Below are 19,370 nucleotides of genomic sequence, written 5' to 3' on the forward strand. Positions count from 1 at the left end.
AGCCAGCTCAAACGGGAAGTTTCGAACCAAAATGGGTTGAGTTGTGGGCGAGATGCAGTTTAGTGCACCAATAGAGTGCGCGCGGCTGGCGGAGGTTAAAAGAAGCGCAGGAATGGATTTTTCGGCTCTTCAGGTTTGTCCTTGAGCGGACATTCCGGGCGCACGCCATAGTCGTCGGCAACGCAGGGTTTGACCTGGCGTTTCTGCGCCAGGGAAATCCGCAGCATGTGGAACGGCTGATTGGCGGTGCGTTCCACGGTACGCCCGGCGGCGTCGAGGATTTCGATCGAAAGGCTGTGGCTGCCGCGATCGATATTGCTCAGCGCAAATACCGGGCTGACGCCGGGCTCGCCAGTGGCCTTGCCATCCAGCAGCAGGCGATAACGATGGCCGCTTTGCAGGCCGGGCTCGCTGGTGACGCTGACGATCAGCTCGCCGGCGCTGCTGCGCAGAGTGGCATCAGGCTCCGGGATCAGAATGCGCAGCATGTCGTAGTGAAAGGGCGCTGGTTCGGCGGATTTTTTCGCTGTGGTGATCGGTGCTGCGGTGTTGGCAGGGACAGCCATGCGATTGCTCGTCGCGATCGGCACTCGCTTGGCGTTGGCGCGTGGCTGGTCGGTATAGACGCGGTTGCCCTGCGCGTCGACATAGGTAAAGACCTCCGCCAAGGTGTACGTCGACATCAGCGCCAGAATGAGTGCCAGCCCCGCGCGGATCATGGCGTATGCACCCGTTGCACGGTGAAGACGGCTGGCGGGCTCTGCTGAACGACGCTTTGGCCGTCGATCACTTGCACGGCCAGGCGATGCTCGCCGCGATCGATGTTGACCAGTTGCAGAACCGGCACGTTGCTCGGCTGGCCATAGGGCTCGTCGTCCAGCACCAGTCTCAGTTGATGCGGCGATTGCAGGCGCGGTTTGATCAGGACGTTGACCGTGAAGGTGCCGTTGTTGGCGCGCAGCGCCTCGTCAGTGGGCAGACCGGCGAGTTCGAGGATTTCATAGGCGTTGCGCGCTGGTTGCGGTGCTTCGGGGCGGGGTGATTGCGGCGCGCTCGGCGCTTGCGGCTCGACCCGATTGAGTGGTGGCAACTCGACCGGTTGCGCCTGCACGCCGTCCGGCGGCTGATTGCTGTACGCCGTGTTGCCGTTGGCGTCGGTGTACTTGTAGATCTGCGCGGCGGCGGGCAGGGCGATCAGCAGCAGAATGTAGAGAAGCGTGCGACCCATGAAATCGACCGGGGTTGGAAACTGTGGGTAGCAGCATAGGACAGGTGGGGCGGTTGGCCAAAACCGTTAATAACTGGAATTGAAAAGACTGGTAGCCAAAACACGGATCGTTCCCATGCTCTGCGTGGGAATGCCTCCTGGGACGCTCCGCGTCCAGTGACGCAGAGCGTCACGGGCTGCACTCCCACGCGGAGCGTGGGAACGATCAATGACCCACCGCCTTCGCGAGCAGGCTCGCTCCCACATGGAAAATGCGTTGCGCCGGGCAATAAAAAAGGCCTCCCGAAGGAGGCCTCTTGTGTCACGCCGCTTTACGCAGCGCTACCGGATCAGCAGCTGTAGTACAGCTCATATTCCAGTGGGTGCACGAAGGTGCGAACCTTGATTTCTTCTTCCGATTTCAGCGCGATGTAAGCGTCGATGAAGTCGTCGGAGAACACGCCGCCCTTGGTCAGGAACGCGCGGCCCTTGTCCAGCTCTTCCAGGGCTTCTTTGAGGCTGCCGCAAACCTGTGGAATCTCTTTCGCCTCTTCAGGCGGCAGGTCGTACAGGTTCTTGTCGGCGGCATCGCCTGGGTGGATCTTGTTCTGGATACCGTCCAGACCGGCCATCAGCAGAGCTGCGAAAGCCAGGTACGGGTTGGCAGCCGGATCCGGGAAGCGTGCTTCGATACGGCGGGCTTTCGGGCTCGACACGTAAGGAATACGGATCGAAGCGGAACGGTTGCGAGCCGAGTAGGCCAGCATTACCGGAGCTTCGAAGCCTGGCACCAGACGCTTGTAGGAGTTGGTCGCCGGGTTGGTGAAGCCGTTCAGGGCCTTACCGTGCTTGATGATGCCGCCGATGAAGTACAGAGCGGTATCGGACAGGCCGGCATAGCCTTCACCTGCGAAGGTGTTCTTGCCGTCTTTCCAGATCGACATGTGTACGTGCATGCCCGAACCGTTGTCGCCGTACAGTGGCTTCGGCATGAAGGTCGCGGTGCGGCCGTAAGCGTCGGCAACGTTGTGCACAACGTATTTCAGGGTCTGAACTTCGTCGGCCTTCTTCACCAGGGTGTTGAACTTGACGCCGATTTCGTTCTGGCCGGCAGTCGCCACTTCGTGGTGGTGAACTTCAACCGACTGACCCATTTCTTCCAGTGCGTTGCACATGGCGGTACGGATTTCGTGGTCGTGGTCGAACGGTGGAACCGGGAAGTAGCCGCCTTTCACGCCTGGACGGTGACCCTTGTTGCCGCCTTCGATGTCCTGGTCGGACATCCACGAACCTTGCTCGGAGTAGATCTTGAACATCGAGCCGGAGATGTCCGACTTGAATTTCACCGAGTCAAAGATGAAGAACTCAGGCTCCGGACCGGCGAATACGGTGTCACCGATACCGGTGGCTTTCAGGTGCTCTTCGGCGCGCTTGGCGATCGCACGTGGGTCGCGATCGTAGCCTTGCATGCTCGAAGGCTCGATGATGTCGCACACCAGAATCAGGGTTGGGTCTTCGGTGAACGGATCGAGCACGGCCGTTTCGTCGACCGGCATCAGGATCATGTCGGAGGCTTCGATGCCTTTCCAGCCGGAGATGGAGGAACCGTCGAACATCTTGCCGACTTCGAAGAAGTCGTCATCCAGCGCATCGCGAGCCGGCATGGTCACGTGGTGCTGAGTGCCTTTGGTGTCCGTGAAGCGCAGATCAATCCACTTGACGTCATGATCTTTGATGAGTTGAACCGACTTCGACATAGTGTCCTCCGGGTGAATTAGGGCGGGTAGTGGATGCCCTTAATAATGGTGATGCCGGCGCGAATACTCTGCCAAGGCAACCTGCCTCACAAGGGAGCAAATTGCATGCCAGTGCCCCAGCATGGGTTTTTTGCCCCAAATTCACGCTTATTAAGGCGTGCGAGGTTCTGAATCGACAAATCCCGCCCCTTAATGTTGCGTTTAAATTCAGAAATGACCTGTTTTGGTGCAAGCAAAACCTTCTGCACATTAACTGGTTAAACCTTGAGCAATTTCCGCTATAATCCGCGCCCCCCTTTTTCGGCTGGCCGTTCGCGCGCTGTTTTCATGAAACTTATCGTAAAAGTCTTCCCCGAGATCACCATCAAAAGCCGACCTGTCCGGACGAAATTCATCCGCCAGTTGGCCAAGAACATCCGCACCGTGCTCCGTGACCTGGACCCGGCCGTGGTGGTGAACGGCGTGTGGGACAATCTCGAGCTGGAAACCCGCGTTACCGACCCCAAAGCCTTGAAAGAGATGGGCGAACGCCTGACCTGCATGCCGGGTATCGCGCATTTTCTGCAGATCGACGAGTACCCGCTGGGCGACTTCGACGACATCACCGAAAAGTGCAAACAGCACTACGGCGATGCACTGGCCGGGAAGATTTTCTCGGTGCGCTGCAAGCGCGCAGGCAAGCATGCCTTCAGCTCGATGGACGTGGAAAAATACGTCGGCAGCAAGCTGCGTCGCGAGTGCGGTGCGGCCGGAATCGACCTTAAAGCACCGCAAATCGAAGTCCGTATCGAAGTTCGCGACAAACGGTTGTTCGTGATTCACAGCCAGCACAACGGCATCGGCGGCTACCCGCTCGGCGCGTTGGAGCAGACGCTGGTATTGATGTCCGGCGGCTTCGATTCGACCGTGGCGGCTTACCAGATCATGCGTCGCGGCCTGATGGCGCACTTCTGCTTCTTCAATCTTGGCGGGCGTGCCCACGAATTGGGCGTGATGGAAGTCGCGCACTTCATCTGGAAGAAGTACGGCAGCTCGCAACGCGTGCTATTTGTCAGTGTGCCGTTCGAGGAAGTGCTGGGCGAAATTCTCGGCAAAGTCGATAACAGTCATATGGGCGTGGTTTTGAAGCGTATGATGTTGCGCGCCTCGTCCGAGATCGCCGAACGCCTGCACATCGATGCACTGGTGACCGGTGAAGCGATCTCCCAGGTGTCGAGCCAGACGCTGCCGAACCTGTCGGTGATCGACTGCGTGACCGACAAGCTGGTGCTGCGGCCGCTGATCGTCGCGCACAAGCAGGACATCATCGACACCGCCAACGAGATCGGCACCGCCGATTTCGCCCGGCACATGCCGGAATACTGCGGCGTGATTTCGGTCAACCCCAAGACCGCCGCCAAGCGTGGCCGGGTTGAGCACGAAGAGAAAGAATTCGACATGGCGGTACTCGAGCGTGCGCTCGCCAACGCCAAACTGGTGCCGATCGATCGGGTAATCGACGAGTTGGGCCAGGATTTGCAAATTGAAGAAGTCAGCGAAGCGCTGGCCGGTCAGATCGTCATCGACATCCGCCACCCGGATGCCGCCGAGGATGACCCGCTGGAGCTCGCCGGCATAGAGGTACAGACGATGCCGTTCTATGCAGTGAACGCACGTTTCAAGGAACTGGACCCTACTCGCCAGTACCTGCTGTATTGCGACAAAGGCGTGATGAGTCGCCTGCATGCCCACCATTTGCTCAGTGAGGGGCATGCCAATGTGCGCGTTTATCGACCGAGCTAAGTGCCCGGGGCTGTTTGCCTGTGGCCTGCGTCACCGGCCCCCCGACACCGCCGTCAAGCTGTAACGGCCATGCCGGACACTACTGCTAATCGCTGCCATGACTTGTCAGCAAACCGAATCCTCTGATCGAGATACACAAGTGATCGAAAATCTACGCAACATCGCCATCATTGCCCACGTTGACCACGGTAAAACCACCCTGGTAGACAAACTCCTGCGTCAATCCGGCACCCTGGAGCGCAACGAGCTCAACGACGAGCGCGTGATGGACTCCAACGACCAGGAAAAAGAGCGCGGTATTACCATTCTGGCGAAGAACACCGCCATCAACTGGAACGGCTACCACATCAACATCGTGGACACCCCGGGCCACGCCGACTTCGGCGGCGAAGTTGAACGCGTAATGTCGATGGTCGACTCCGTTCTGCTGCTGGTTGACGCTCAAGACGGCCCTATGCCGCAAACCCGTTTCGTGACCAAGAAGGCTTTCGAAGCCGGCCTGCGTCCAATCGTGGTCATCAACAAGGTTGACCGTCCAGGCGCGCGTCCGGACTGGGTTCTGGACCAGATCTTCGACCTGTTCGACAACCTCGGTGCTACCGAAGAACAACTGGACTTCCAGGTTGTTTACGCTTCGGCCCTGAACGGTATTGCCGGTCTGGACCACACCGCCATGGCGGAAGACATGACTCCGCTGTACCAGGCAGTAGTCGACCACGTTCCGCCTCCGGCCGTTGACCGTGACGGTCCGTTCCAGATGCAGATCTCCGCTCTGGACTACAACAGCTTCCTGGGTGTTATCGGTGTTGGCCGTATCGCTCGTGGTCGCGTCAAGCCGAACACCCCGGTTGTCGCTATCAGCGCCGACGGCAAGCGTCGCAACGGTCGTATCCTGAAGCTGATGGGTCACCACGGTCTGCACCGCATTGACGTTGACGAAGCAGCAGCCGGCGACATCGTCTGCATCAGCGGCTTCGACGAGCTGTTCATCTCCGACACTCTGTGCGATATCAACACCGTCGAGGCGATGAAGCCGCTGACCGTTGACGAGCCAACCGTGTCCATGACCTTCCAGGTAAACGACTCGCCATTCTGCGGTAAAGAAGGCAAGTTCGTGACCTCCCGTAACATCAAGGATCGTCTGGACAAAGAGCTGCTGTACAACGTTGCACTGCGCGTTGAAGAAGGCGACTCGGCTGACAAGTTCAAGGTTTCCGGCCGTGGTGAGCTGCACCTCTCGGTACTGATCGAAACTATGCGTCGCGAAGGCTTCGAGCTGGCCCTGGGCCGCCCTGAAGTGATCATCCGTGAAGTCGACGGCGTGAAGCAGGAACCGTTCGAAAACGTCACCATCGACATCCCTGAAGAATCCCAGGGCAAGGTCATGGAAGAGATGGGTCTGCGTAAGGGCGACCTGAGCAACATGGTGCCGGATGGCAAGGGCCGTGTTCGTCTGGAATACAACATCCCTGCTCGCGGTCTGATCGGTTTCCGTAACCAGTTCCTGACCCTGACCAACGGTGCTGGCATCCTGACCTCGATCTTCGACCGTTACGCTCCAGTGAAGTCGGGCCACATGTCCGGCCGTCAGAACGGCGTTCTGGTTTCGGTTGAAACCGGCAAGGCTCTGACCTACTCGCTGGAAACCCTGCAGGCTCGTGGCAAGCTGTTCGTAGAACACGGCCAGGAGATCTACAACGGTCAGATCGTTGGTCAGAACAGCCGCGACAACGACCTGGGTGTCAACCCAACCAAAGGCAAGAAGCTCGACAACATGCGTGCTTCGGGTAAAGACGAAACCATCGCTCTGGTTCCACCTGTTCGCTTCACCCTGGAACAGGCTCTGGAATACATCCAGGAAGACGAGCTCTGCGAAGTCACGCCTAAGTCGATCCGTCTTCGCAAGAAGATCCTCGACGAAAGCGAGCGTACCCGCGCTGCCAAGAAAGCCAAGGCGTAATCCAGCCCTGGAATAGAAAACGCCCCCGGTCGCGAGACCGGGGGCGTTTTTGTTTGTCTGGCGTTTAGCGATATTTGTGCTGGCCCCATCGCTGGCAAGCCAGCTCCCACAGGGTTTTGGGTCGTATATAAAATATGTGTTCGACCACAATCATTGTGGGAGCTGGCTTGCCAGCGATGGCGGCCGGTCAGCCGCTGAAAATCTCAAGGCCGATCAAAATTTGTCGATGGCCCGGAAATTCTGCACCCGCTCGACTTCTTTCGGCTTATAAGCGCAATACCCCGGCCGCGGCCCGATCTTCGGGTGGTTGCGGCAGGTGTCCGGGCGCTTGTCATAAATGGTGCACAGGCGGGTTTTACGATCCAGGTAATAGCAGTCGTTGTTGCTCATGCGCTGCAGGGTGAAGATCCCCGACTTCTGATTGAAGCGCTCGACCAGACCTTCCTTTTGCAGACGCTTGGCGATGTTCTTTGGCGGATCGCCCAGTTCGAACTCGTCGACCACACCGATGCGCACCAGATCCTTGATCTTCACTTCGACCGGCAGCGTGCAGCAGCTGGACATGCACGAGCCGCACATCGGCGCCGAGTATTTGGCCCACGTATCGAGACGATCAATCTCGGCGGCGGCGATCAGGTTGGGCTTCATCATCGGGAGTTACCAGGCGTGTATGCATCAGGGCGCGCGATCATACCGGGAGCGGTGGAATTTTGAACAACCTTTCGCCGGATATTTTCGCAACGACTGCAATTTGCCCGACAGGACGGCACGGCCCCTGCATTCATTGGTTCATCCGCCAAGGTTATGTCGGACTGCTGCACAGTCCGCGCAAATACTGCCGAACCAGAGCCGTTACCGCCGGTCAGACCGTCTAGGCTCAGAAAATTCCCGCTCGCTCGAGGTCCTGTTGATGACTCAAGAACCACTAGTTCGCGAAGCAGAGGTGGCCGCGTTCCGCGACGCCGTCCTGACCAAACTCACCTACGCCGTGGGCAAAGACCCCGATCATGCCTTCGACCATGACTGGTTCGAAGCCATTGCCCTGGCCGCGCGTGATCACATGGTCGAACACTGGATGGATCACACCCGGCAGATCTACCGCAAAGGCCAGAAGCGGGTTTATTACCTCTCGCTGGAATTTCTCATCGGCCGCCTTCTCTACGACAGCCTGAGCAACCTTGGGCTGCTCGACGTCGCCCGTGAAGCGTTGACCGAACTGGGCGTCGATCTGGAACGCATTCGTCTGCTGGAGCCCGATGCAGCGCTGGGCAATGGCGGCCTCGGTCGGCTCGCGGCGTGCTTCATGGAAAGCATGTCGACCCTCGGCATCGCCGGCCATGGCTATGGCATTCGTTATGAGCATGGCTTGTTCCGTCAGGCGATTGTCGATGGCTGGCAACAGGAGCAGACCGAACACTGGCTGGATTTCGGCAACCCTTGGGAATTCGAACGGCCGGAAGTGGCGTACCCGATCGGCTTCGGCGGCAGCGTCGAAACCGTCACCGATGCCTCCGGCAAGACTCGTCAGGTCTGGTCGCCGGCGGAAACCGTGCGCGCAATTGCTTATGACACGCCGGTGGTCGGCTGGCGCGGGGCGAGCGTCAACACCCTGCGTCTGTGGCGTGCCCGCGCCATGGAAGATCTGCACCTTGAGCGCTTCAACGCCGGTGACCACCTGGGCGCCGTGGCGGAAGTGGCCCGCGCCGAGAGTATCTCCCGCGTCCTTTATCCGGCCGACAGCACCGAAGCCGGGCAAGAGCTGCGCCTGCGTCAGGAATACTTCTTCGTCGCCGCTTCGTTGCAGGATCTGCTGCGCCGTCACCGCAACATGCACACCTCGGTGCTGACCCTCGGTGATCACGCGGCGATCCAGCTCAACGACACTCACCCGTCAATCGCCGTGGCAGAACTGATGCGCCAACTGGTCGACGTCTACGACGTCGCGTGGGACGCAGCATGGCAAGTCACCGTCGACACGCTGTCGTACACCAACCACACGCTGCTGCCGGAAGCGCTGGAAACCTGGCCGGTCGGGCTGATGGAACGCATGCTGCCACGGCACATGCAGATCATTTATCTGATCAACGCGCAGCACATCGACTCGCTGCGGGCCAAAGGCATTCACGACTTCGACGTGTTGCGTGCGGTGTCGCTGATCGAAGAAGACAACGGCCGCCGGGTGCGCATGGGCAACCTCGCGTTCCTCGGTTCCCACAGCGTCAACGGCGTGTCCGGTCTGCATACGCAGTTGATGCGCAAAACCGTATTCGCCGAACTGCACAAGCTCTACCCGGAGCGGATCAACAACAAAACCAACGGCATCACCTTCCGCCGCTGGCTGTATCAGGCCAACCCGGAACTGACCTCGATGCTGATCGACGCTCTCGGCCCGGATGTGCTCGACCATCCCGAAGAGCGCCTGCTCGAACTTGAACCGTTCGCCGAGAAAACCGCGTTCCGCAAAGCCTTCGCCGAGCAGCGTTTGCACAGCAAGAAGGCGCTGGCCTATCTGATTCACGAGCGCCTCGGGATCGCGGTCAACCCGGCAGCGATGTTCGACGTGCAGGTCAAACGTATTCACGAATACAAGCGTCAGTTGCTCAACCTGATGCACACCGTGGCGTTGTACCAGGCGATTCGTGCCGAGCCGGAAGTCGACTGGGTGCCACGCGTGAAAATCTTCGCCGGTAAAGCGGCGGCGAGTTACCACCAGGCCAAGCTGATCATCAAACTGACCAACGACATCGCTCGGGTGGTGAACAACGACCCGACCGTGCGCGGCTTGCTGAAAGTGGTGTTCCTGCCCAACTACAACGTCAGCCTGGCCGAAAGCATCATCCCGGCGGCGGACTTGTCCGAGCAGATTTCCACCGCCGGTTTCGAGGCGTCGGGCACCAGTAACATGAAGTTCGGCCTCAACGGCGCGCTGACCATCGGCACCCTCGACGGTGCCAACGTGGAAATGTGCGAGCGCATCGGTGCCGAGCACATGTTCATCTTCGGTCTCAGCGCGCAACAGGTTGAAGCGCGCAAGCAGAACCACGAGTTCAGCGCCGTACCCGACATCGCCGCCTCCCATCGTTTGAACGATGTGCTGCAAGCGATTCGCAGCGGTGTGTTCTCGCCGGACGATACCTCGCGTTATACCGGCCTGATCGACTCGTTGATCGACTATGACCGCTTTCTGGTCTGCGCCGATTTCGACTCCTACTGGGAAGCGCAGAAGCGTGTCGATGCGCACTGGCACGACTCGCAGAACTGGTGGCGTTCGGCGGTGCTCAACACCTCGCGGATGGGCTGGTTCTCTTCCGACCGGACGATTCGCGAGTACGCCACGGATATCTGGAAAGCGCTGGAGTAACTTTCCCCGACAAATCTGCGCAAGGCCCAACGTTTGTTGGGCCGGATCGATATACTGAGCGCCGGTTAAAAGGCATCAATCACCGCCGTACCCTGTGGGAGCGAGCCTGCTCGCGAAGCGATCGTCGACTTAAACAGAAATGTTGGCTGACAATCCGCCTTCGCGAGCAGGCTCGCTCCCACACGGTTTGTGCCTAGACTGAAGCCATCGCCGGACTCGCCCCGCCCCGGGGCTGCTTAGGGATATCGACCATGCAATGGATGTTCATGTTGATCGGGCTGGTGCTCGGTGGACTGCTCGGCGAGTCATTCAGCGGCGCGCTGTTGGGTGCGCTGCTGGGGCTGGTCATCGGCCAGGCGCTACGCATTGCGCGCCTCGGCTCGCAGGCGGCGGAGCAACAGCGTCAACTCGAGCAGGTGCGCGAAGCCTTGCAAGGCGTGGCCCAGCGGCTGTTTGTGCTGGAAGGTTCGCCCTCGCATGCGCCCGCGCCGCCACCTGAAGCCGAGCCAGTCGCCGCACCCGTCGACGTGGCTGAGCAGGCTGCCCCGACCCCTGAGCTGATCTGGGAACTGCCCCCCGAACTCGAACCGGTCTCCGCCGTCGCCCGCGAAACCACCCAGCCGCTGCCGGCCGATGCCTGGCGCGCCGAACCGGCTCCCGTTGCACCACCGCAAAAACCCGCCGAACCCCGTGGCCCGAACCTGATCGAACGCGGCATCAGCGCTGCGCGCAATTGGCTGTTCGGCGGCAACACGGTGCTGCGCGTCGGTGTGGTGCTGCTGTTTTTCGGTCTGGCGTTTTTACTGCGTTACGCCACCGAAGGCATGGTGGTGCCGATCGAGTTGCGTTACGCCGGTGTTGCGGCAGCGGCGTTCGCCTTGCTTGCGCTGGGCTGGTGGCTGCGCCGACGCAATAGCAACTATGCGTTGATGCTGCAAGGCACCGGGATCGCGGTGTTGTACCTGACGGTGTTTGCGGCGATGCGTCTGCATCCGTTGCTTGATCCGTCCGCTGCACTCGGTTTGCTGGTCGCGGTGACGGTGTTCTCGGCCATTCTGGCGATCACTCAGGATGCACTGGGGTTGGCCGCAGCGGCAGCGTTGGGCGGTTTCGCCGCGCCGATTCTGACTTCTACCGGCGAAGGCAATCACGTCGCACTTTTCAGTTATTTCGCCTTGCTCAACGCCGGCATTCTCTCCATCGCCTGGTTCAAGGCTTGGCGCCTGCTCAACCTGATCGGTTTTGTCGGGACCTTCGGTATCGGTTTCGCCTGGGGCCTGCGTTCCTACACGGCGGAACTGCTGTGGAGCACCGAGCCGTTCCTGATTGTGTTTTTCCTTATGTACCTCGCCATCGGCCTGCTGTTCGCCCGGCGCAAATTGCGCGAGATGGCGGATGCCCCGGCGGACGCTGACCGCGAGGCGTTGCTGCAATGGTCGGCCCGCAAGGGTGATTATGTCGACGGCACCATGCTGTTCGGCCCGCCGATCATTGGCTTCGGTTTGCAGTTTGCGTTGGTCCAGCACCTGGAATTTGCGGCGGCGTTCAGTGCGTTAGCGCTGGGCATGATCTATATGACGCTGGCCAAAGTTTTGATGGGCGGGCGGGCGATGCTGCTGGGCGAAACCTGCCTGGCGCTGGGAGTGATTTTTGCCAGTCTCGCGATTCCGCTGGGGCTCGATGCGCGCTGGACTTCTGCGGCGTGGGCCGTGGAAGGCGCAGGGATTTTCTGGCTTGGTTTACGTCAGCATCGACCGTTTGCCCGGGCCTTTGCCTTACTGCTGCAACTGGGTTCGGCACTGGCGTTTCTCAGCCAGCTGCAACTCGGCGAGAGCAGCCTGCTCGACGGCGCACCGCTGGGCGCGCTGATGCTTGGCGCCGCGCTGCTGTTCAGTTTCTTCCAACTGCGCAAGGCTACGCCCGAGCAGACATTGCCGAGGGAAAGGCAAGGCCTGCCGCTACTGGCGTGTCTGGGCCTGACGTTCCTTTATCTACTGGCACCGTTGTTCCTGTTCATCCAGGGCACGGCAATCAGTTGGGCCTTGGCCGGGTTGGCGACTTTGTTCGTGGGGCTGCGGATTCAATCACGCACATTCCTGTTTACCGCGTTTGCCGTGCAGTTGCTGGGCGGCGCGTTGTTCCTGCTGCGCCTGCAAACTGCCGGTGAAGATTCGGCGGCGGTGTTCAGCGCTGGCTGGAGCGGCTTGCTCAGTGCGTCCTTGATCGGACTGGCCTTGATTGGCGGCATGCTGCTCGCGGCTCGCGATGAGATGGTGCGCGGCGATGTGCGTTTGCTGCGCGGCTTGTCGGTGGTGTTGCTGGCGGGGTTGGTGCTGAGCAATCTGGCGGTGCTGTTCGTGCTGCCGTGGCAAACCGCGAGCGCGGTGTGGGCGGCCAGCGGTTTGCTGATCATCTGGCTGAGCCTGTACCTGCAACAGCGTCTGAGTTTCGTTTTCGGGCTGCTGTTGCAGGTGATCGGCGGCGCAGCGTTTCTGCTCGCCGGCCCCGAATGGCTCGGGCCGTTGTCTAGCGAAGGATTGAGCCCTTTGGCCCATGGCGGCTTCTGGACACCTCTGGTGCTGGGGCTGGCCGCGCTGATCGGCGCGTGGCGCTTGCAATTGGGCAACCATGCCACGGCTTTTGATGCCTTGAGTTTGCAGCGCTTGTCGCAAGTGCTGCTGGTCTGGGGCGCCGGTTGGTGGACGCTGGCGTGGGTCAGCGAAATCCTGCGTTTCGCTTCGCCGAACCTCCAAGGCACATTGTTGCTGCTGGTCGCTGCGATCAGTGTGGCGCTGTGGACGATTTTGTCACTGCGCTTGAAATGGCCGGCGCTGGGGTTGCTCTGCACCTTACTGATTCCGGCGACGGCGCTGATTTTGCTCGGCGCTTGGCATTCGCGCTACCACCCGGCTGCCGACTTCGGCTGGCTGGCGTGGCCGGCGCTGTTCGCGGTGCATTTCTTCAGCCTGCGCCGCTTGGCGTCGATGTTGCCGGCGCGCGCATTGAGCGCGGCCCATGTGTTCGGTTGCTGGCTGTTGATTGGCGTGCTGGCGCTGGAGTTGCGTTACGGCCTGCTGTTGTTGTCCGAGCAGTACAACGCGTGGCGGTGGCTGGGCTGGGCGATTCTGCCGAGCCTCTATCTGTTGCTGATGGCTGCTCCCCGTTCGTGGCCGTGGCCGGTGGCCGCATTTGCCCGCGAGTACCGCTTGTACGCAGCGGCACCGCTGGCGGTGCTGATGCTGGCGTGGTTCTGGCTGGCCAATGGCGTCAGCGATGGCAATGCCGAACCATTGCCTTACGTGCCGCTGCTCAACCCATTGGAGCTGGGTCTGCTGTTTGCGCTGTTCGGCGTTTATGCCTGGTCGCGCAGCGCCGTCGCGCAGCTGTCGATCCGTCAGGATCATGCCGACAAGGCTACGCAACTGATCGCCGGGGTTTCGCTGTTCGCCTTCTGCACCGCGCTGGTCACCCGCGCGGCGCATCACTGGGCCGGCATCCCGTTCGAGCTTGATCAGTTGCTCGCGTCGATGCTGGTGCAGGCCGGCCTGTCGATCGTCTGGACGTTGATGGCGCTGGGGCTGATGATCGGCGGCCATCTGCGCCATCGCCGCGAAGTGTGGCTGATCGGCGCGGCGCTGATTGCGCTGGTGGTGGCCAAGCTGATTTTTGTCGAACTGAGCAACCGTGGCGGCCTCGCCCGGATCGTCTCGTTTATCGGCGTTGGCGTATTGCTGCTGGTGGTCGGCTACTTTGCGCCGCTGCCACCCAAACGCGTCGAGGCTGAACCGGCGGCGGACAAACCTGCGCCGGAAACCGAAGGAGTTGCATCTTGAGTCGCATGCTGAATCTGGGTTGGTTGGCGCTGGGCGTGGTGATGGTCGCTGGCGCTCAGGAAAAACCGGCGGACTTCGCCACGCAGTTGCCGTTGACGGTGAGCGGCAATGGCCCGTGGTATCGCCTCGACCTGCCGCTGAGCGCGCAATTGCAGGCGCGCCAGACCGATCTCAGCGATTTGCGTGTGTTCAACGCCGCCGGCGAAGCGCAGGCCTACGCCTTGGCGCGCGAGTCGGCGCAGACCCGCGACGACGGCAAGCTGCACGAGGTCAAGTGGTTCCCGCTGTACAACGCTGCCGACGCCAGCGAGCGTGCGCCGAATGTGCGCGTGCAGTCGACCACCAACGGCACCCTGGTCGAAGTGCAACCGTCCTCGCAACTGGAGGCGGGCGAAGAAGTGCTGCGCGGCTGGCTGCTCGATGCCAGTGCGATCAAGGCACCGTTGCAGCAGTTGATCCTCGACTGGACCAGCGAGCGCGACGGTTTCCAGCGTTTCAGCATCGAGGCCAGCGACGATCTGCAGCACTGGCAGTCATGGGGCGAGGGCCAGGTGGCGCGGCTGACCTTTTCCGATGAGCGCATCGAACAGCACGAAGTGACCCTGCCGGGGCAGACCGCGCGCTATGTTCGTCTGCTGTGGGAGTCGCCGGGTTCGGCGCCCGTCCTGACGTCGGCGCAATTGAAAAGCAGCGACCCGCGCAACCTGCCGCTGCCTTTGGTCTGGTCGCCCAGCGTGGCCGGCAGCAGCACCAAGTCCGGGGAATACATCTGGCAGTTGCCGATGGGGCTGAATGTCGAGCGGGTGCAGATCGAGCTGAAACAGCCGAACAGTCTGGCGCCGGTCACGTTGGCCGGCCGGCGCGAGAGCAACTTGCCGTGGCAGCCACTGAGCAGCGGTTTGCTGTATCGCCTGAGCCAGAACAATCAGGACGTGGTCCAGAACGAAATCCCGCTGTCCGGGCAGACCGTGCAGCAACTCAAGCTGACCGTGGATGAGCGCGGCGGCGGGTTGGGTGAGCAGGCGCCGGACCTGAAATACGCGGTGCGCGCCACGCAGGTGATCTTCCTCGCCCGGGGCGAAGGGCCGTACAGCCTGGCCTTGGGCAATGCCACGGTGAAAACGGCGAACCTGCCGCTGGCAACGTTGATTCCGGATTTCAAGCCAGAAAAGCTGGCGAGCCTGGGCAAGGCGACGGTGCAGGACGAAGCGAAGGCCACGCAAACTTCGGCGACGACGGCTGCGGTGGCCGGGACCAACTGGAAGAAGTTCGGCTTGTGGGCGGTGTTGCTGCTCAGTGTGGTGTTTCTCGGGGCGATGGCGTTCAGCCTGTTGCGCAAACCGCCAGCCAATACCTGAGCATGGCGGCGCTTTGCGCCATTCGCGAGCAGGCTCGCTCCCACAGTGATCTCGGTCGTTCACATATTTTGTGTACACCACACATCCTGTGGGAGCTGGCTCGCCAGCGATGGCGGCCGGTCAAACAACAAAAATTCATCAGACTGCCGCTATCGCTCAACCACCACCCGCCCCATTTCCAACTACGCTAAACCCGACACCTGAACTCTCCACCAACAATCACGTCTCATACAGGCAAATACACCCAGGCGCAGGTTAGCCGGCGTCTTCGCTCGCTAGGTTTTCAGACTCCCTGTAAACTGCGCGGGTTTTCCGCCCCCCATTCCACCGGAGCCGTCCATGTCCCGCGTTACCTTGAGTCGCTATTTGATTGAGCAGACCCGCAGCAACAACACTCCTGCCGATCTGCGCTTTTTGATCGAAGTGGTGGCGCGTGCCTGCAAGGAGATCAGCCACGCCGTGTCCAAAGGCGCCCTGGGTGGTGTTCTGGGCAGCATGGGCACCGAGAACGTGCAAGGCGAAGTGCAGAAGAAGCTCGACGTGATCTCTAACGAGATCCTGCTCGAAGCCAACGAATGGGGCGGTCACCTGGCCGGCATGGCGTCCGAAGAAATGGACAACGCCTACCAGATCCCGGGCAAATACCCGAAAGGCGCGTACCTGCTGGTGTTCGACCCACTGGACGGCTCGTCGAACATCGACATCAACGCCCCGGTCGGCACGATCTTCTCGGTATTGCGTTGCCCGAACGAATACCTGAGCCAGAACGAGCCGCTGAACGAAAAAGCCTTCCTGCAGCCAGGCACCCAGCAAGTGGCCGCCGGCTACGCCATCTACGGCCCGCAGACCATGCTGGTGCTGACCCTGGGCGACGGCGTCAAAGGCTTCACCCTGGACCGCGAAATGGGCAGCTTCGTACTGACTCATGAAGACATCACCATCCCGGAAACCACCCAGGAATTCGCCATCAACATGTCCAACCAGCGCCACTGGGAAGCCCCGGTACAGCGCTATGTCGGCGAGCTGCTGGCCGGTGAAGAAGGTCCGTTGAAGAAGAATTACAACATGCGCTGGGTCGCGGCGATGGTTGCTGACGTCCACCGCATCCTGACCCGTGGTGGTCTGTTCATGTACCCGCGCGACAGCCGCGAGCCGTCGAAACCGGGCAAGCTGCGCCTGATGTATGAAGCCAACCCGATGTCGTTCCTTGTCGAACAAGCCGGCGGCGCGTCCACCGACGGTCACCAGCGCATTCTCGACATCCAGCCGGAAGGCCTGCACCAGCGCGTTGCAGTGTTCCTCGGTTCGAAAGAAGAAGTCGCCCGCGCCACGGCCTACCACAAGGAATAAACCATGCACGCGCCCTGGCAGCCGTTGCTCGACTGGTGGTTCGGGCACGCCGAATCAGCCAGCGAAGTAGCGGCCGAAAAGGGCAAGTTGTGGTTCGGCAAGCGAAACAGCCAGGACCTCGAAGCGCAGACGCGTTTCGGGGTCTTTGTCGATCAGGCCCTGGCCGGCGAATTGACTGAGTGGACGCAATGTCCCGAAGGCTGGCTGGCGGTGGTGCTGTTGCTCGATCAGCTGCCGCGCATGATCTATCGCGACACTCCCAAAGCCTTTTTCGGTGATCTGCTTGCACAGAAACTTGTCGCGCAAGGCATTGCGGCAGATTTTGATCGGCAGTTGAAGCCGATTCAGCGTGTGTTCATTTATCTGGTGTTCGAACACTGCGAAAACCTCGCGGTGCAGAACGAAGCCGTTTCCAGATTTATTGAATTGGTGGCTGAGCAGCCAGAGTCGGAGCGGGCGGTGTTTGCCGATAACCTGGACTACGCCGAGCGGCATCAGAAGGTGATTGCCCGGTTTGGAAGGTTTCCGCATCGCAATGCGGTGTTGGGGCGGGAGTCTACGTCTGAGGAATTGGAGTTCCTGTCCAGGCCCGGCTCAAGATTCTGAATCTTCAGTGCGGCTTATGCCGCTTTCGCGAGCAGGCTCGCTCCCACAATTGAAATGCATTCCACTGTGGGAGCGAGCCTGCTCGCGAAGAGGCCTGAGGCTGCAGCTTAGATCCTGAAGCTGCCGACCAGATGCTTCAACCGCGCCGCCTGCTGTTCAAGATCCGAACACGCACGCAACGTCGCCTGCAAGTTCTCCACGCCTTCCTGATTCAGCGTGTTGATCTCGTTGATATCGACATTGATCGACTCGACCACAGCAGTCTGCTCTTCAGTCGCGGTGGCCACCGACTGGTTCATGCCGTCGATTTCGCCGATGCGCTGGGTCACGCTGCCCAGACGCTCGCCGGCCTGGTTGGCGATGCCGACGCTGCTTTCGCTCTCGCGCTGGCTCTCGGTCATGATGGTTACCGCCTGGCGTGCGCCGACCTGCAGCTCTTCGATCATCTTCTGCACTTGCTGCGCCGAATCCTGGGTGCGGTGCGCGAGGTTGCGCACCTCGTCGGCGACCACGGCGAAGCCGCGTCCGGCCTCACCGGCACGCGCGGCTTCAATGGCGGCGTTGAGTGCGAGCAGGTTGGTCTGCTGGGAAATGCTGGTGATCACTTCGAGAATCTGGCCGATGTTCACCGTGTTGCTGTTCAGCGTTTCGATGTTGCCGCAGGAGTCGCTGATCTTCGCCGACAGTTGTTGCATGGCGTAAATGGTTTTATCCACCACCTGCTGGCCGTCGACCGCGAGGCTGCGCGCATCGCTGGAGTGCTGCGAGGCGAGGGCGGCGTTCTGGGCGATTTCCTGAGCGGCGGCGCCGAGCTGATTGATCGCGGCGGCGACGCTGTTGGTGCGGCTGGCCTGCTGGTCGGAGTTGTACATCGACGAGTTCGAGGCAGCGACCACACGCAGGGCGACTTCGTTGACCTGGCCGGTGGCCGAGGACACTTCGCGGATCGACGTATGAATGCGTTCGACGAAGCGGTTGAACGACGTACCCAATGCGCCGAATTCATCGTTGCCGTGAATCACCAGACGTTTGGTCAGATCGCCTTCGCCTTCAGCGATGTCATGCATCGCACGGCCCATGGTCAGCAGCGGTTGCATCAGCACGCGAATCAGCATGCCGAGCAGGCCGATGATGATCAACACGGCGATGACCATGGCGATCAGTGCCGAGGTGCGGAATTCGCTGAGCATCGAGAACGCGGTGTCTTTGTCGAGCACCAGCGCCACGTACCAGTCAGCCGACGGCACGCCGTTGACGTGGGTGAAGGAAATCAACTGGGTCTTGCCGTCGAACTCGACTTCTTTCAGGCCCGGGCTGACTTTGGGCGCACCGTTCGGATAAGCCTCGGCCAGTGTTTTGAGCACCAGCTTGCTGTCCGGATGAATCAGGATTTTCCCTTCGGCGCTGACAATGAATGCATGACCGTGGCCGCCGAAGTTCAGCGAGTTGATGATCGCGCTGACGCTGGTCAGATCGATGTCGGCACCGGCGACGCCGAGCATTTGGCCCTGACGCTGCACCGGGGTGGCGACGGTGATGACCAGTTTGCCCGACGAAGCGGCTATGTACGGTTCGGTGACGATGGTCTGTTGTGCGCTGTTGGCCGCTTTGTACCAGCCGCGCGCGCGTGGATCGTAGTCCGGCGCACGGTTGCCGGCCGGCACCGAGAACATCACGCCGTCAGCGCCACCGAAATAGCTGAGCTGGAAATTGCCGGTGTAGGCGGGCAGGTCGATGATGCGCTTGAGGCTGGCGGGCGCGTTGCCGTCGACGGCGACTTGCTGCGACAGCGATTGCAGCAGTTGAATGCGACTTTCCAGCCAGGTCTGGATGTTGCTGGTGGTCAGGCTGCCCAGTTCCTGCATGGTCGCTTCGGTGCTGCTGCTCAATGCCTGACGCTGGCGATAGTCGTTGAAGAGGATGAAACAGGCGAACGCAACGGCCACCACAAGGGCAGCAGCCAGCAAAATCTTGTGGCTGAATTTCATGTTTCTGGTCATCGAATGAACTACCGCGAAGGGGCTGGTCAGGAAAGGGCGGCAATTTGCCATATTCGGCAGCGTTGCGCTGCTCTTATTTCGACCGCGCCGCGCCAAAGATTAGGCGCTTGTGGGGAAAGTCGACGAAATGCTCGACGGCTTCACAAAGTTTTTGAT

General features: G+C 60.6%; 12 protein-coding genes. 7 read left to right on the forward strand and 5 right to left on the reverse strand.

Features of this window, described 5'->3' with window-relative positions:
- Positions 1-95 precede the first annotated feature (95 nt).
- The 3 genes from AB4N73_RS23440 to glnA form a co-directional block, all read right to left on the reverse strand.
- Positions 96-719 (reverse strand): DUF4124 domain-containing protein, encoded by a 624-nt coding sequence (locus AB4N73_RS23440; protein ID WP_252887176.1) that lies wholly within the window; start codon positions 717-719, stop codon positions 96-98.
- Positions 716-1,228, reverse strand: a complete 513-nt coding sequence (locus AB4N73_RS23445) for a DUF4124 domain-containing protein (RefSeq protein WP_252879273.1) — start codon at positions 1,226-1,228, stop codon at positions 716-718. Before AB4N73_RS23445 ends, AB4N73_RS23440 begins: the two co-directional genes overlap by 4 nt.
- A gap of 329 nt (positions 1,229-1,557) precedes the next feature.
- Entirely contained in the window at positions 1,558-2,964 is a 1,407-nt protein-coding gene (gene glnA / locus AB4N73_RS23450) for a type I glutamate--ammonia ligase (protein WP_016772104.1), read from the reverse strand.
- Positions 2,965-3,291: 327 nt separating this feature from the next.
- Here glnA and thiI point away from each other — a divergent pair, with 327 nt between their 5' ends.
- Together thiI and typA are read left to right on the forward strand one after the other, a co-directional pair.
- Positions 3,292-4,746 (forward strand): tRNA uracil 4-sulfurtransferase ThiI, encoded by a 1,455-nt coding sequence (gene thiI / locus AB4N73_RS23455; protein WP_024011233.1) that lies wholly within the window; start codon positions 3,292-3,294, stop codon positions 4,744-4,746.
- 139 nt (positions 4,747-4,885) lie between these two features.
- Positions 4,886-6,706: a translational GTPase TypA gene (typA, locus tag AB4N73_RS23460; RefSeq protein ID WP_016772102.1), complete on the forward strand. Its 1,821-nt coding sequence runs from the start codon at positions 4,886-4,888 to the stop codon at positions 6,704-6,706.
- A gap of 213 nt (positions 6,707-6,919) precedes the next feature.
- Here the strand turns inward: typA and AB4N73_RS23465 are convergent, their stop codons facing one another.
- Entirely contained in the window at positions 6,920-7,357 is a 438-nt protein-coding gene (locus AB4N73_RS23465) for a YkgJ family cysteine cluster protein (RefSeq protein ID WP_016772101.1), read from the reverse strand.
- Between the two features lie 259 nt (positions 7,358-7,616).
- On the opposite strand from AB4N73_RS23465, the gene AB4N73_RS23470 reads away from it, so the two are divergent.
- From AB4N73_RS23470 to AB4N73_RS23490, 5 genes are all read left to right on the forward strand, one after another.
- Positions 7,617-10,067: a glycogen/starch/alpha-glucan phosphorylase gene (locus AB4N73_RS23470; protein WP_041477535.1), complete on the forward strand. Its 2,451-nt coding sequence runs from the start codon at positions 7,617-7,619 to the stop codon at positions 10,065-10,067.
- Between the two features lie 251 nt (positions 10,068-10,318).
- Complete coding sequence (locus AB4N73_RS23475) at positions 10,319-13,900, forward strand: DUF2339 domain-containing protein (protein WP_460142602.1); 3,582 nt, start codon at positions 10,319-10,321, stop codon at positions 13,898-13,900.
- Entirely contained in the window at positions 13,897-15,258 is a 1,362-nt protein-coding gene (locus tag AB4N73_RS23480) for a DUF3999 domain-containing protein (RefSeq protein ID WP_460142603.1), read from the forward strand. The genes AB4N73_RS23475 and AB4N73_RS23480 overlap by 4 nt, the downstream gene beginning before the upstream one ends.
- Positions 15,259-15,597: 339 nt before the next feature.
- Positions 15,598-16,608 carry a class 1 fructose-bisphosphatase gene (locus AB4N73_RS23485; RefSeq protein ID WP_016772098.1) on the forward strand — a complete coding sequence of 337 codons (1,011 nt, stop codon included), beginning with the start codon at positions 15,598-15,600 and terminating at the stop codon, positions 16,606-16,608.
- 3 nt (positions 16,609-16,611) lie between these two features.
- On the forward strand, positions 16,612-17,214 hold the full coding sequence (locus AB4N73_RS23490; RefSeq protein WP_305382021.1) for a DUF924 family protein: 603 nt from the start codon (positions 16,612-16,614) through the stop codon (positions 17,212-17,214).
- Between the two features lie 107 nt (positions 17,215-17,321).
- Here the strand turns inward: AB4N73_RS23490 and AB4N73_RS23495 are convergent, their stop codons facing one another.
- Entirely contained in the window at positions 17,322-19,214 is a 1,893-nt protein-coding gene (locus AB4N73_RS23495) for a methyl-accepting chemotaxis protein (RefSeq protein WP_252883025.1), read from the reverse strand.
- Positions 19,215-19,370 lie beyond the last annotated feature (156 nt).

The sequence above is a fragment of the Pseudomonas sp. S3_B08 genome (genome assembly GCF_054667725.1).

Excerpts from the sequence above, each read along its gene's own strand:
- AB4N73_RS23440 (WP_252887176.1), bottom strand. The coding sequence starts at position 719 with ATGATCCGCGCGGGGCTGGCACTCATTCTGGCGCTGATGTCGACGTAC.
- AB4N73_RS23445 (WP_252879273.1), bottom strand. The coding sequence starts at position 1,228 with ATGGGTCGCACGCTTCTCTACATTCTGCTGCTGATCGCCCTGCCCGCC.
- glnA (WP_016772104.1), bottom strand. The coding sequence starts at position 2,964 with ATGTCGAAGTCGGTTCAACTCATCAAAGATCATGACGTCAAGTGGATT.
- thiI (WP_024011233.1), top strand. The coding sequence starts at position 3,292 with ATGAAACTTATCGTAAAAGTCTTCCCCGAGATCACCATCAAAAGCCGA.
- AB4N73_RS23465 (WP_016772101.1), bottom strand. The coding sequence starts at position 7,357 with ATGATGAAGCCCAACCTGATCGCCGCCGCCGAGATTGATCGTCTCGAT.
- AB4N73_RS23470 (WP_041477535.1), top strand. The coding sequence starts at position 7,617 with ATGACTCAAGAACCACTAGTTCGCGAAGCAGAGGTGGCCGCGTTCCGC.
- AB4N73_RS23475 (WP_460142602.1), top strand. The coding sequence starts at position 10,319 with ATGCAATGGATGTTCATGTTGATCGGGCTGGTGCTCGGTGGACTGCTC.
- AB4N73_RS23485 (WP_016772098.1), top strand. The coding sequence starts at position 15,598 with ATGTCCCGCGTTACCTTGAGTCGCTATTTGATTGAGCAGACCCGCAGC.
- AB4N73_RS23490 (WP_305382021.1), top strand. The coding sequence starts at position 16,612 with ATGCACGCGCCCTGGCAGCCGTTGCTCGACTGGTGGTTCGGGCACGCC.
- AB4N73_RS23495 (WP_252883025.1), bottom strand. The coding sequence starts at position 19,214 with ATGACCAGAAACATGAAATTCAGCCACAAGATTTTGCTGGCTGCTGCC.